Raw genomic sequence first — 13,258 nt, forward strand, 5'->3', positions numbered from 1 at the left:
GACAGTCCCTCTTCGCGAGCAGGCTCGCTCCCACAGGGTTTTGTGCTCAATGATCAGGTTGGGTAATTGGCTCGCAGTGCCTCGAGGCCACCCTGATAGATGCCACTGAACAGCGCCACCACTTCCTCATCACTCACGCCTTTGGCGTTGAAACGCCCCGACCACGTCACGCGGGCGCCCTGCCCCTGGGCTTCGACCTTGATCGTCGCCAGGTAATCAGTCGCCGGGAACGGTGCCTGTTCGATCGAATAGCTGTAGGTCTTCGCGGCGTTGTCGAACGCTTGCAGGCGCTCGATTACCACAGCGCCGTCAGCGGTTTGCAAGGTGCGCACACGGCCACCGTCGCTCAGTTCACTGTTGGGAATAAAGGGCAGCCAATCGGGCAGCGTGTTGAAGCCGCCGATCAATTGCCAGACCTGATCGGCCGAGGCCGGAATGTCGATGGTTGCGGATGCTGTTGGCATAGATAAACGTCTCTCCAGAATTCAGATCGTCAGGCTGTCGACCACGCCGCCATCGACGCGCAATGCGGCGCCGGTGGTGGCCGAGGACAGCGGCGAAGCAATGTAGGTCACCAGGTGCGCGACTTCTTCGACATCCGCCACGCGCTGGATGATCGAGGTCGGGCGAGCCTTGAGCACAAAGGCATCGGCTTCATCGCGCAGGTTGCGCCCGGATTCGGCGGCAGCATCCTTGAGCATGTCTTGCAGGCCATCGGTGAAGGTCGGCCCCGGCAGGATCGCATTGACCGTCACCCCGGTGCCAGCCAGACGTTTGGCCAGACCGTGGGACACCGCCAGATTGGCGCTTTTGGTCACGCCGTAGTTGATCATGTCCGCTGGCGTGGCCACGCCGGATTCCGAGGACAGGAAGATCACCCGGCCCCAGCCCTGCTCGACCATCGCCGGCACGTAGTGCCGCGCCAGGCGCACGCCGGAAATCACGTTGACCTCATAGAAACGCGTCCACTCGCTGTCCGGCGCTTCGAAGAAATCCACGGCGTCGAAGATGCCGAGATTGTTCACCAGAATGTCCGCACGCGGTTCAGCGGCGAACAGCTTCTGCGCGCCCTCCGCGGTGCCCAGATCGGCAGCCAGACCACGCAACTGCGCACCCGGGACTTTCTCGCGAATACTCGCCAACGCCTGTTCAACTTTGCCCGTGTCGCGGCCGATCACCACCACCGTGGCGCCAGCTTCGGCCAGCGACTGGCTGATGCCCAAGCCGATACCAGCAGTGCTGCCGCTGACAATGGCCAGTTTTCCACTCAGATCAATCTTCATGCTTTCACCTCATCGATTGGCAATGGTGCACGTTCGGAAACCAGTTGGGCGTCGCGCATCGCCTGCCAGAAACCGGCAGGAATACTGGCCGACAATGCCGCGACATCTTCGGCGATGCGTTGCGGTTTGCTTGCGCCGGGAATCACCGCCGCAACAGCGGGATTGGCCAGCGAGAACTGTAGCGCAGCGGCTTTGAGATCAACATTGTAAGCGGCGGCGATGCGTTTGATCTGCTCGACCTTGGCGATGACTTCAGGGCGGGCCTGCTGGTATTCGAAGTGCGAGCCGCCGGCGAGAATTCCTGAGCTATAAGGGCCACCGACGACGATTTCAACGTTTTGCGCCAGCGCTGCATCCATCAGGCGTTGCAACGGACGTTCGTGGTCGAGCAGCGTGTAGCGGCCAGCCAACAGGAAACCATCCGGCTGCGCTTCGCTGAGGTCGAGGGTCAGTTCGCACGGCTCGACTTTGTTCACGCCCAGGCCCCAGGCCTTGATCACGCCTTCTTCGCGCAAGCGGGTGAGGACTCTGAACGCGCCGGTGCGGGCCTGGTTGAAGTACTCCAGCCATTGATCGCCGTAGAAATCTTGAGCGATGTCGTGCACCCAGACGATGTCGAGACGATCGGTTTGCAGGCGTTTGAGGCTGTCCTCAATGGAGCGCAGGGTTGCATCGGCGCTGTAGTCATTGACGATCTTGTTCGGGCGACCGTGTTCGAATACACCACTTTTTTCGCCGAGATCGCGGGCGGCGGCGTCTTCGATTTCATCGAGAATCACCCGGCCGACCTTGCTGCTCAGCACGTAATCGTCGCGTTTGTATTGCTTGAGTGCCTCACCAAGGCGGATTTCCGACAGCCCCGAACCGTAAAACGGCGCGGTGTCGAAGTAGCGCACGCCGGCATCCCACGCGGCGTGCACGGTGGCCTGCGCTTCTTCTTCGGGGATGGCGCGAAACATGTTGCCCAGCGGCGCGGTGCCGAAGCCCAGTTGCCCGGGCAGTTTGTCTTTCAAGCTCATTGGACTGTCCTCATACATTCTTGGTCGGTGTGACCGTTGAGCAGATCCTAGATTGCGCCACCGAGACCGTCCAAGACATAATCTGCAGCACTTGAGTCCCTATAGGTCTGACATGATCGACATCCGCCAATTGCGCTACTTCGTTGTAGTCGCCGAGGAAGAACACGTCGGCCGCGCCGCCGAACGGCTGCATATTTCTCAGTCGCCACTGAGCCGGCAGATCGCCCAGCTCGAAGAACGCCTGGGCCTGACGCTGTTCGAGCGCAGCCAGCAACGCATTCGCCTGACCCGTGATGGCCAGACTTTCCTCGCCGAAACCCGCGCCCTGCTCACCCACGCCAATCGCCTGGAATCTCTCGGCAAACGCTTGGGTCGTGGCGAAGAAGGCGGTTTGTGCATCGGCTATATCGAAAATGCCATGCACGCCGGCGTCTTGCCCAATGCCTTGCGCGTGTTACGCGTGGACCGGCCGAATGTGCATGTCGCGTTGTACAACCTCAGTTCTGCCGAGCAATTGGAAGGCTTGCGACAGCGTAGTCTCGATATCGCGTTGGTGAGCGAGCCGCCGACCGATGACGATCCGGATCTGCTGGGTTTTCAGGTGCTCGATGACCCGATGCTGCTGGCGTTGCCGGAGCAGCATCGTTTGGCGCAGCAAGCGGCGTTGAGTCCCGAGGATCTGGCCGATCAGGAATGGATCGGCGTGCAGCCGCGTCAGGATGCCAAAGATGAGTTCGTCAGCGCCTGCATCCGCGCGGGATTCACCCCGGATGTGCGCATGCAGGCGACCGAACCGTTTACCGCGCTGGGTCTGGTGGCGTCGGGGCTGGGGATTGCGATGATCCAGAAAGGCCTGAGCCATAACGCACCGCCGGGCGTAGTGCTGCGGGAGCTGCCGTGGCTGACCTTGACCACGCCATTGTGGGCGGCGTGGCACCGGATCAATTTGCGGCCATTGGTCGAGACCTTCCGCAAAGTCCTGACTGACGGTGAGATAGCCGCTGACTGACAGGGCCTCTTCGCGAGCAAGCTCGCTCCCACAGGAATTCGTGTCGTTCACAGATTGAAATCTACCCCATAACCTGTGGGAGCGAGCCTGCTCGCGAAGGGGCCGGCACATCCAACATCGAATGTGACTGACCCAACGCTTTCGCGAGCAGGCTCGCTCCCACAGGTTTTGCGGTGGATCTACACTCAACGGATCAGCATCCAGCCGTGAGTTGACCATGAGAATGTCCGCACAAATGACCGTCGTTGCGGTACTCGCCACACTTGCCTACCTCGGCCTGGCGGTGTGGGGGATTGGTGGTGTGGCGATGTTCTTTTCCCACGGTTCGCTGGTGATCGTCGCATTGGCGACGGTGGCCATGGTGATTGTTTCACTGTTCAGCGAGGTCAACCTCAGTTCCGGCGAGCGCGAAGACCGCGCCAATCGCTGGGTGATTCCGGCGTTCGGTGTGATCGGGCTGCTCAGTGGTTTTCTGCCGGCCTATTGCGACCGGGTGAATTTCTGGACGCTGGGCGGTGAAGGCGTGCGTTGGCTCGGCGCATTGCTGTTTATCGTCGGCGGCGTGCTGCGGTTGTGGCCGGTGTTTGTGCTGGGACGGCGGTTCAGTGGATTGGTGGCGATTCAACCGGGGCACCGATTGGTGACCGATGGCATTTACCAACGGCTGCGCAATCCGAGTTATCTGGGGTTGGTGATCAATGCCGTGGGCTGGGCATTGGCGTTTCGTTCGGTGGTCGGGTTGATGCTGGCGGCGCTGACGTTGATCCCGTTGATTGCCCGGATTCATTCGGAAGAAGCCCTGCTGCGGGCGCAGTTTGGGGCGGAGTATGACGATTACTGTGCGCGGAGTTGGCGGTTGGTGCCGGGGGTTTATTGATTTTCGAACTCACTCAGGATCCTGTGGGAGCGAGCTTGCTCGCGAAGACGGCGGCACAGTCACTATTGATGGTGGCTGACCCATCGCTTTCGCGAGCAAGCTCGCTCCCACAGGGATTTCGGGGTGTCAGTTTTTTTGCAGGTGGAGTTGACCGTCGCTATCGATCTTGACGCTGACCGCAGCGTAACTGGCCAACGTCGCATGGGTAGTTTCCAGCGGATGCTGATGCGTGGTGGTGATGATCATCAACGCCGCACCAGCCGCTTCGGCAGCCTGAATGCCGACCGTGGCGTCTTCGAAGATCAGGCAATCACGAGGCTCCAGACCCAGTCGCTTGGCCGCCAGTAAATAGCCGGCCGGATCAGGTTTACCCGCCTGCACATCTTCCGCGGTGATCATCACCGCAGGCTCTGGAATCCCCGCCGCCGCCATGCGCCGCAACGCCAGATCCCGTGGCGCCGACGTCACCATCGCCCAGCGATCTTTGGGCAGGCTATTGAGAAATTTCGCCGCGCCGGGTATCTCGACAATGCCTTCAACGTCTTCGATTTCCGCCTCGGTAATGAACGCCGCTTGCGCCTCGGCATCCACCCCCGGCAGGTTCAGCCGGGTGATGGTGTCGATCGCGCGCGCACCATGAATGGTTGGCAAAAACGTTTCCACATCGACGCCATGGCGCACGGCCCAAGCTGCCCAGATCCGCTCGGCGGCGGCAATGGAATTGAGGACGGTGCCGTCCATGTCGAACAGAAACGCGCCGAACGCGCGATCGAAGACGTTATCGTGAGCAGACAAAAGATCGCATCCTTTGACAAGACTGGGCGGATTGGCCGGGCAATGTAGCATTTTTGCCCAGCGATTCGTCCCGGCATCTCAGTGCAGGCGCGGAGCCTTGGACTTGAACGCGCTATCCACGCAGTCGAGTAACTGACCGATGGCCCACGGCTTCTTGATGAACGCCACCGGGTGCTTGACCCCCGATGTCTCCGGGGTTTCATAGCCGGACATGACCATGACCGGCTTGTCCGGCCAGCGTTCGCCGACCAGATTGGCCAACCCGGCGCCATTGATTTCGCCGGGCATGGTGATGTCGGTCAGCAGCAAGGCCACTTCCGGCGCGTGCTCTTCCAGATACAGCTTGGCGTCATCCGCGCTAGTACGTGGCTCGACCTTGAAACCTTCCTCCTGAAGAATTTCGCAGAGAAACTCCAGAATCAACGGATCATCCTCAACCACCAGAATCAATCCGTCAGGAAGGTGCGCGCTCGCCGTAGGTATTGGGCACATGGAACTGCACTCCCTGAATTGCATTAACGATTTAGCGGCTTGAATCCGCTGCTTAACTGGTATGAGCAGCGGGCTCTGCAGAAATTCATTTTTGATACAGGTCTTTTGCGAAAGGCCGTTTTTGCCCGTCGCCGGCAATCGTTCGTGACGGCGTATTTGTGGTTAAAATGCCGGCCCTTTTGCTTGCCGATCCTGACCGATGAACCCTGAAGCCCTCGCTACCCTCCATGCCCATCTGCTGCCGGCCCTCGCGGCCGCGCCGAGCGAAACCCGTCGCCTGTTCCACGGGCGTGGACGCTGCTGGGCCGGGCTGGAGCAGTTGACGGTGGACTGGCTGCAAGGCGTGGTGCTGGTGTCGCTGTTCAAGGAGCCGGCGCCTGAGCAACTGGACGATCTCAAGGCGTTGCTGATGAAACTCACCGGTTCCGCCGAATGGAAACAGTCCGGCGCCCACACGTTGCTGATCCAGCATCGCTATTTGCCGCAGAGCACTGCCGAGTGGCTGCTGGGTGATGAGATCGACGAAATGAGCATCGTCGAGGGTGGCTTGCAGTATCGCGTCGATCTGGGCCGCAAGCAGAACGCCGGGCTGTTTCTCGACATGCGTTACGGGCGCAATTGGGTGCGCGAACAGGCCAACGGCAAACGTGTGCTCAATCTGTTTGCCTACACCTGCGGTTTTTCCGTGGCGGCCATCGAGGGCGGCGCCAGTCATGTGGTCAACCTGGACATGTCCCGCGCGGCCCTGAGCCGTGGCCGCGACAATCATCGCTTGAACGGCCATGATCTGAGCAAAGTCAGTTTCCTCGGCCACGACCTGTTCAAGTCCTGGGGCAAGGTGATCAACAGCGGCCCGTATGATCTGGTGATCATCGATCCGCCGTCGTTCCAGAAAGGCAGTTTCCTGCTGACCAAGGATTACCAGCGCGTGCTGCGCCGCTTGCCGGAATTGCTCACGGCGCAAGGCACAGTGCTGGCGTGCATGAACGACCCGGCATTCGGTTCGGACTTTCTGATTGATGGCGTGACTCAGGAAGCACCGAGTCTGCGCTTTGTAGAGCGGCTGGAGAATCCGCCGGAGTTTCCGGACATAGATCCGCAGAGCGGCCTCAAAGCCCTGGTTTTCCAACGCACCACCTGACACCCCGAAGATCCCCTGAACAACACACACCCCCTGTGGGAGCGAGCTTGCTCGCGAAAGCGTTTTGTCAGTCGCCAGTGAGGTTGACTGATCTACCGCATTCGCGAGCAAGCTCGCTCCCACAGGTTTATGTGTACGACCGATGATCTTTAGTGAGAGCGCAGCACCAGCGCAAACAACTCTCCATGCCCGGTGACATTGAGCTTGTGATACAGATTGCGTCGATGCACCTTGACCGTCTCCGGCGAAATGCCCATCTGCTGGGCCATCGCCTTGCTGGAGAAGCCCTGCAAAATCAGCCGCGCCGTATCGACCTCACGCACCGTCAGCCGCGCGTCGAAGCGGTCGAGCAACGTCGCCAGATCCCCAACCACCATTTCCGCCACCGCGCCCTGCGGCGGCAGCAACTGCACATGCCGACGCATTGCCGCCAACACCCAATCGCGCACGCACAACAACCGGCCCTGCTCGGCCATGTCGAACGGCGTCGAACGGCCCAATGACAAACCGAGCACGCCGCCCTCGACGTTGATCATGAACTGCAACTCGTCCTCGCCCACCACCGAACGAAAGTAACTCTGGTAGTACTCGCTGTGCAGAAACTGGTCCGGCGCCACCGAGGCGAGGCTGTGCAAACCATCAGCAATGCCGGTCGAGGCGCTCTGGTAAAACGGATCGAGCAGGTACATCCCGGCACTGTAACCGGCCAGTTCTTCCTGCTCGTCGGGGCGGCCCTTGCTGTCGAAGTCGATCAGCAATTGCGGCGCCTGCCCGGCTTTCATCAACGCCACCAGCGCGTTGTCCAGCGGCACCAGCAGCCGCAACGTGTCCACCAGCGCACGCCAGAAACCGTCCTGACCGACACCGGCAAATACCCGCGCCAGGCTCTGATGCACTGGCAGTTCCTGCAGCAACGCGTCCACGCACTACCCCTTTTGAGTAACCCATGATGGGAATGGGTCAGGCGTGACCAGCCCGATAGGCTGACCACTCCTGTTCATCACCGGCCTGCACAGGCCAGGAGTGCCGCATCATGCGTGGTCACCGTGGCTGTATCAACCTCAGCATTCAACTGGGCCTGCTGGCCGGTATTGGCGCCAGCTCGATCGCCATGGCCGCTGACGCGCCGAGCGTGCACGTCTACAACTGGTACGACTACATCGGCCCGAACACCCTCCACGACTTCCAGCGCGACAGCGGTATCCAGCCGGTCTACGACACCTTCGACAGTGCCGAAGTCCTCGAAGGCAAATTGATGACCAGTCGCAGCGGCTACGACGTGGTGGTGGCAAGCAACTTCAGCCTGCCGACGCTGATCAAGGCCGGCGCGCTGGCCCCGCTGCCACGCGAGCAACTGCCGGGCTGGAAGAATCTTGATGCCGATTTGTTGGCAAAACTGGCCAACAACGATCCCGGCAATCAATACGCCGTGCCGTATCTGTGGGGCACCAACGGCATCGGCTACAACGTCGACAAAGTACGCGCGGCGCTGGGCGACAAGGCGCCGGTGGATTCGTGGGATCTGGTGTTCAACGAAGCCAACCTCGCCAAACTCGGCCAGTGCGGCGTGGCGATGCTCGATTCGCCGTCGGAGATGCTGCCGGTCGCCCTGCACTATCTCGGCTTGCCACCCAACAGCACCGATCCCGAAGACTATAAAAAAGCCGAAGCGCTACTGCTGAAACTGCGCCCGCACATCGCCTATTTCAACTCGTCGAAATTCATCAGCGACCTGTCCAACGGCAACATTTGCGTGGCAGTCGGCTGGTCGGGCGCGATGCTGGAAGCCAAGACCAATGCCGAGCAGGCCAACAACGGCGTGAAGATCGCCTACAGCCTGCCCAAGGAAGGCGCGCCAGTGTGGTTCGACACGTTGGTGCTGCTCAAGGACGCGCCGAATCGGCCCCAAGGGCTGGCGTTTATCGACTATCTGCTGCGCCCCGAAGTGATTGCGCCGGTCAGTGATCATCTGTCGTATCCCAATGGCAACCGAGCGGCGACAGCGCTGGTGGCCGCCGCCACGCGGGACAACCCGGCGGTTTATCCATCGGCCACGGCGATGGCCACGCTGTACACCCTTGAACCCCTGCCCAAAGCCACCGAACGGGTGCGCACGCGGGTGTGGAGCAAGGTCAAGAACGGCCAGTAATCCCCTTTTGAACATTTCACCAAATCCTGTGGGAGCGAGCTTGCTCGCGAATGCGGTGGGTCAGTCGACATCAATGTTGGATGTCGGATTGCCTTCGCGAGCAAGCTCGCTCCCACAGGGGCCGGTGAACAACCCTGCATTTTTTAGAGAGACAGAAATCAATGAAACCTCGTGCCCGTGACCTCAACATCCGCATCGGTCAACTGCATCCCGGCCCGCTCAACGCCATCACTGATGTACCCGGCGTACGCGTCGGCCACGGCAATGTGCGCGGACGCAGCAGCGCCGAACGGGACATCTGCACCGGCGTGACGCTGATCGAACCGCGTCCGGGTTCGACCAATCAGCAACCGTGTTTTGCTGGCGTGCATGTGCTCAACGGCAATGGTGACGCCACCGGGCTTGAATGGATTCGCGAGGCGGGTCTGCTGACCAGCCCGATTGCCTTCACCAACACCCACAGCCTCGGTGTGGTGCGCGATGCCTTGGTTGCACTGGATCGCCAGCAGCAACCCGACGACGGCCGTCTCTACTGGAACATGCCAGTGGTGCTGGAGACCTTTGACGGCCTGCTCAACGATATCAACGGTTTTCACGTGCAGCCCGCGCATGTGGCTGAAGCCCTGAAAAACGCGGTCGACGGCCCGGTGGTGGAAGGTGCCGTCGGCGGTGGCAGCGGCATGATCTGCCATGAATTCAAGGGTGGCATCGGTACGTCGTCGCGGCGTTTGAGCAGCGCCCAGGGCGGCTGGACCGTCGGCGCGATCGTCCAGGCCAACCACGGCATTCGCAGCGAACTGCGGGTCGATGGCTACCCGGTCGGGCGCTATATGGAACCGAAAGATTCGCCGTTCTTGCGCGCCTCATTGCCGCATCCGGGCATGGGTTCGATCGTCGTCTGCCTGGCGACCGATGCGCCGCTGTTGCCCCACCAGTGCACTCGCCTGGCACAGCGCGCGAGCCTCGGCCTGGCGCGCACCGGCGGCGGCAACGAGGATCACAGCGGCGACATCTTCATCGCCTTCGCCACCGGCAACGCTCATGTGCCACCGGCGGCGTACGAAGGCAAAGGCGCGCCGACCTGTGACGGCTTGCGCATGGTCAATAACGACCATATCAGCGAGTTGTTCCTGGCCGCGACCGAGGCGGTTGAGGAAGCGATCATCAATGCCTTGCTGGCCAGTGACAGCACCGAAGGCAACGGTCACTCGGTGCCGGGACTGGATGCCGAAACCCTGCTCGCCGCCCTCGAAAAATCAGGCTGGCCTGGCGCCCGTTGACAGCGCTTTTCCCCTGTAGGAGTGAGCCTGCTCGCGATCGCGGTTTGTCAGTCGAAGTAGATTTGACTGACCCACCGCGCTCGCGAGCAAGCTCGCTCCCACAAAGGGTTACATCAATATTTGGGGAAGGCTCCCGCGCCGCAGTCCGCGCGACTGGCGGTACTTGAGCCGTCACTTGCACACTCCTACGATGGAATCACGCAGTGGCTCCGCTCTTCGGGCGCTGCGTAGGCACGGGTGCTCTGAACCCCAATCAAGCCCATGCCTTGCTTCATGCGCATCTTGAGCCTCGAGGGCTCTACTTCCTCCCCATCAAAGAGCTTTGAGGCTCTTTTTTTGTCTGCGCAAATCAGTCGCCCGGTGCCTGATCGGCGCGAATCGAACGCCATGCTGCCCTTCACGCGCCCCGCCAACCTGTTCACGATACCGAGGGCAAACAGGTGTTCACGGCGCGGATCACCTTGAACGTCAAACCCGGCTGAATGGCGCCCACAAAAAAGCCCTTGCTGCGCGATTCACAGCAAGGGCTTTTTCGCCGAAGCGAGGTCAGTGCACGGTCAGGCGCTGGCGGACAAAATCCTCGACATGGCGAGTGGTCTGATCGAGGTGCCGGTCGCGCTGTTTCTCGGCATCGAGCATCGCCCGTTTGCCATTTTTCTGCAGCAGGTAGGTGTGGATCTGCTGCACTTCCAGCGAGCGGTAAATCGGCGTGGTGTCGATAAATCCGCGCAAGCCATTGCTGCGGTAATGCCGGGTGCTCATCAACACCTGGGTTTCACGCTGGCCAATCACCTCAAAGTCCAACGCTTCGAAGTGCGGGACTTTGCCGATCGTGCAGGCCAGCTCCGCATGGGGATAACGCCCGACCATCTCACCGATCATCGCCCGCGCCACGCCCTGGCGCCGATGCCCTTCGCGCACCGCCATGTAGGCCACGCTGCAGGCTTCCCAGTCGCCCTGCACCGGCAGGTACAACAGAAAACCGATCACTTGCTCCGGATCATCCTCGTCGGTGGCCACCAGCAACTCCACGTCGATACCCTTCTCGCCATTCAACGCTTCGAGATACAGATGCACCTCATAGCCAACTGCGTACTGATAGACGTTGTACAGCAGGTTGCTCGGGCCGAGGCCGACCGCGCTGATGTCGGTCAGGTAGTCGACGACCATCTGCAGGATCTGGCTGTTGACGGCCTCGGGGCATGGGGATTTGTAGTGGGTGATGCGTGGCATGACGAACTCCGACGGTAAAAAGCGTTGCCGACCGCCGCAGCGGTCGACGAGCCGCGACATCATACCGTGACGCACGCGCTCGACGTCTAAAGTTCCTGTTCCGAGCGCCGATGTAACGGTCTCCTACAAATGTCACCACCAGGGATCGGCCATGTACTACCCGCGCGAAGCTGCCAAGGATCACCTTTACAACCGTATCGTCATGCTGACCGTTGCTTGCTGCGTGGTTTTGCTGCTCGCTGCAATGGCGCACAAGTCGGGCATGCTTTATGGGGCGCTGAGTTTCAACGGTGTGGAAACCCGCGGCAGCGTCACGGCACTGGAAAAGATTCCAATGAACGCCAATGGCAAGGTCATTCACTATCAATACACCGATGCCCAAGGCCAGACCCATGAAGGGCAACACGCCGACGAACGCTACGTCGAGCATACCCAATATGAAGTCGACGGCCCCATCACCCTGCTGGTGTCGCCGTGGATGCCGGATAAAAGCTGTATCGCCAGCCAGTTGCAGAGTTACCGTACGAGCTTCTACATCATGACCGGCGGTGTGTTGCTCGCACTGCTGTTTCTGCTGATCTCGGGCAGGACGTTCTGGCAGATTCAGGCAATGAAAGAACAAGACCGGTTTTATTGAGTCCAGCCTCACAGGCAACAACCATCACGCGCGCCGGGCGTCTTGCTGCGGCGCCATCCTGACGTTCTCGCATCGCCCTCCCTGAAAAAAATTTCATCCACCTCAGACGGGATCTTTCGCAAATCAGGCATCCAATTCTGCAGCTGCGTTCACTTTTCAACGCAGGCCTTGAGGAGTTGTCATGAGCGTTTTGCGTTCCCTGTCCAAATGGCGAAAAACCCTGCTGCTGGTGTCGTTGACGCTGGCGGCGCTGAGCAGTGCCCCGGTGTTTGCGCAACCGGTGGTGATCGTCCAGCAAGCTCCACCGCCGATGCGCATGGAAGTGATGCCCGGCGCACGTCCCGGTTATGTCTGGGATCAAGGTCATTGGCGCTGGCAAGGACGCGGTTACGTGTGGATACCCGGCCACTGGCAACCGGTGAGGTACGGCGCGCGCTGGAAACCCGGGCACTGGCAGGCACGCGGACCAAACTGGTTCTGGGTCGAGGGGCATTGGGTGCGATGAATGCGCGACAGCCTGACCATCACTTCTTGCGAGAACACCTCCATGTCGAAGACCGTTAAAGCATTGCTGGCCGCCACGCTGGTGGCCGTTACGTTGTCCGGTTGCGTCGTCGAGCCGGCCCGTCCGCATCGGCCTCCGCCGCTGGTCGAAGTCGTTCCGGTGATGCCGGCGCCGGGTTATCACTGGGTTGCCGGGCACTATCGCTGGGGCGGCAACCAATGGCGCTGGGTGCCGGGGCACTGGCGGGCCTATTGATTGCAACGGCGGGCGTCACTGCTGTGGCGCCACCACTTTGAATTTGATGGCGATGTCCTTGGACACCACGGTGTCCGCCCACTCCCCCGCGCCGAGGCCGAACTCGTCACGGTTGAGCACCAGCTCACCGTCGAAAACGCCGATGGCGTTGTCCGGTTTCAATTCCACCGGTACCTGAACCTCACGGGTGATGCCTTTGAGGGTGAGCTGGCCGTAGATCAAGTAAAGATTTTTGATTTTTGGATCTTGGGTAAAACGCTTGGATTCGAACACCGCCAAGGGGAATTTTTCAGTGTCGAACCACGCCGGTTTCACCAGTTCGGTGTTGGCGTCTTCGCTGCCGGCATCAATGCTGGTGAGGTCGATATGCAACGAGGTGTGGGCGTCGGCGAGGTTGTCGGTGTCAAAGTCCAGCGTCGCCTCGAACTTGCCGAAGGTGCCGTAAACCCGCGAGCCCATCTGGTTGTAGGTGAAGCTGATCTGGCTGGCGGTGGTGTTGACCCGCGTGTATTCGTCAGCCTGCGCGGCACAGACGACGCACAGCGAACTCGCGGCAGCCAGCAGTATTCGGATCGACATGGGA

16 protein-coding genes are annotated in these 13,258 nt (G+C 60.6%); 8 read left to right on the plus strand and 8 right to left on the minus strand.

The window, feature by feature from the left end; genetic code table 11:
* Nucleotides 1-53 precede the first annotated feature (53 nt).
* The 3 genes from AB4N74_RS12665 to AB4N74_RS12675 are packed head-to-tail and all read right to left on the minus strand — an operon-like array spanning nt 54 to nt 2,302.
* Nucleotides 54-464, minus strand: coding sequence for an SRPBCC family protein (locus tag AB4N74_RS12665; RefSeq protein WP_034156162.1), 411 nt, complete (start codon nt 462-464; stop codon nt 54-56).
* Between the two features lie 21 nt (nt 465-485).
* Complete coding sequence (locus tag AB4N74_RS12670) at nt 486-1,283, minus strand: SDR family NAD(P)-dependent oxidoreductase (RefSeq protein WP_099756603.1); 798 nt, start codon at nt 1,281-1,283, stop codon at nt 486-488.
* Complete coding sequence (locus AB4N74_RS12675; RefSeq protein ID WP_460100546.1) at nt 1,280-2,302, minus strand: aldo/keto reductase; 1,023 nt, start codon at nt 2,300-2,302, stop codon at nt 1,280-1,282. Before AB4N74_RS12675 ends, AB4N74_RS12670 begins: the two co-directional genes overlap by 4 nt.
* A gap of 112 nt (nt 2,303-2,414) precedes the next feature.
* Between AB4N74_RS12675 and AB4N74_RS12680 the strand changes: the two genes are divergently transcribed.
* Nucleotides 2,415-3,311: a LysR substrate-binding domain-containing protein gene (locus AB4N74_RS12680; RefSeq protein ID WP_460100549.1), complete on the plus strand. Its 897-nt coding sequence runs from the start codon at nt 2,415-2,417 to the stop codon at nt 3,309-3,311.
* A gap of 217 nt (nt 3,312-3,528) precedes the next feature.
* Nucleotides 3,529-4,188 (plus strand): methyltransferase family protein, encoded by a 660-nt coding sequence (locus tag AB4N74_RS12685; RefSeq protein ID WP_460100552.1) that lies wholly within the window; start codon nt 3,529-3,531, stop codon nt 4,186-4,188.
* A 126-nt stretch (nt 4,189-4,314) separates the two neighbouring features.
* On the opposite strand, the gene AB4N74_RS12690 is transcribed toward AB4N74_RS12685, so the two are convergent.
* A complete protein-coding gene (locus AB4N74_RS12690; RefSeq protein WP_320337621.1) occupies nt 4,315-4,983 on the minus strand; it encodes an HAD-IA family hydrolase in 669 nt (222 codons plus the stop codon).
* Between the two features lie 78 nt (nt 4,984-5,061).
* Nucleotides 5,062-5,475, minus strand: a complete 414-nt coding sequence (locus AB4N74_RS12695) for a response regulator (RefSeq protein WP_095048027.1) — start codon at nt 5,473-5,475, stop codon at nt 5,062-5,064.
* Between the two features lie 199 nt (nt 5,476-5,674).
* Between AB4N74_RS12695 and AB4N74_RS12700 the strand changes: the two genes are divergently transcribed.
* Nucleotides 5,675-6,616 carry a class I SAM-dependent methyltransferase gene (locus AB4N74_RS12700; protein WP_116254989.1) on the plus strand — a complete coding sequence of 314 codons (942 nt, stop codon included), beginning with the start codon at nt 5,675-5,677 and terminating at the stop codon, nt 6,614-6,616.
* A gap of 149 nt (nt 6,617-6,765) precedes the next feature.
* On the opposite strand, the gene AB4N74_RS12705 is transcribed toward AB4N74_RS12700, so the two are convergent.
* A complete protein-coding gene (locus AB4N74_RS12705; protein ID WP_460100557.1) occupies nt 6,766-7,539 on the minus strand; it encodes a helix-turn-helix transcriptional regulator in 774 nt (257 codons plus the stop codon).
* Between the two features lie 110 nt (nt 7,540-7,649).
* Between AB4N74_RS12705 and AB4N74_RS12710 the strand changes: the two genes are divergently transcribed.
* Nucleotides 7,650-8,765, plus strand: coding sequence for an extracellular solute-binding protein (locus tag AB4N74_RS12710; RefSeq protein WP_258708445.1), 1,116 nt, complete (start codon nt 7,650-7,652; stop codon nt 8,763-8,765).
* Nucleotides 8,766-8,926: 161 nt separating this feature from the next.
* Nucleotides 8,927-10,045: a DmpA family aminopeptidase gene (locus AB4N74_RS12715; RefSeq protein WP_460100560.1), complete on the plus strand. Its 1,119-nt coding sequence runs from the start codon at nt 8,927-8,929 to the stop codon at nt 10,043-10,045.
* 546 nt (nt 10,046-10,591) lie between these two features.
* Here AB4N74_RS12715 and AB4N74_RS12720 read toward each other — a convergent pair.
* Entirely contained in the window at nt 10,592-11,278 is a 687-nt protein-coding gene (locus AB4N74_RS12720; protein ID WP_220556468.1) for a GNAT family N-acetyltransferase, read from the minus strand.
* 151 nt (nt 11,279-11,429) lie between these two features.
* Between AB4N74_RS12720 and AB4N74_RS12725 the strand changes: the two genes are divergently transcribed.
* The 3 genes from AB4N74_RS12725 (at nt 11,430) to AB4N74_RS12735 (ending at nt 12,675) form a co-directional block, all read left to right on the plus strand.
* Entirely contained in the window at nt 11,430-11,915 is a 486-nt protein-coding gene (locus AB4N74_RS12725; RefSeq protein WP_093441138.1) for a DUF3592 domain-containing protein, read from the plus strand.
* Nucleotides 11,916-12,096: 181 nt separating this feature from the next.
* A complete protein-coding gene (locus AB4N74_RS12730) occupies nt 12,097-12,420 on the plus strand; it encodes a YXWGXW repeat-containing protein (protein WP_095048035.1) in 324 nt (107 codons plus the stop codon).
* Between the two features lie 42 nt (nt 12,421-12,462).
* Nucleotides 12,463-12,675, plus strand: a complete 213-nt coding sequence (locus AB4N74_RS12735; protein ID WP_007908149.1) for a YXWGXW repeat-containing protein — start codon at nt 12,463-12,465, stop codon at nt 12,673-12,675.
* Between the two features lie 15 nt (nt 12,676-12,690).
* On the opposite strand, the gene AB4N74_RS12740 is transcribed toward AB4N74_RS12735, so the two are convergent.
* On the minus strand, nt 12,691-13,254 hold the full coding sequence (locus AB4N74_RS12740) for a YceI family protein (protein WP_460100565.1): 564 nt from the start codon (nt 13,252-13,254) through the stop codon (nt 12,691-12,693).
* Nucleotides 13,255-13,258: the final 4 nt, after the last annotated feature.

The sequence above is a fragment of the Pseudomonas sp. H3_C08 genome (assembly GCF_054669455.1).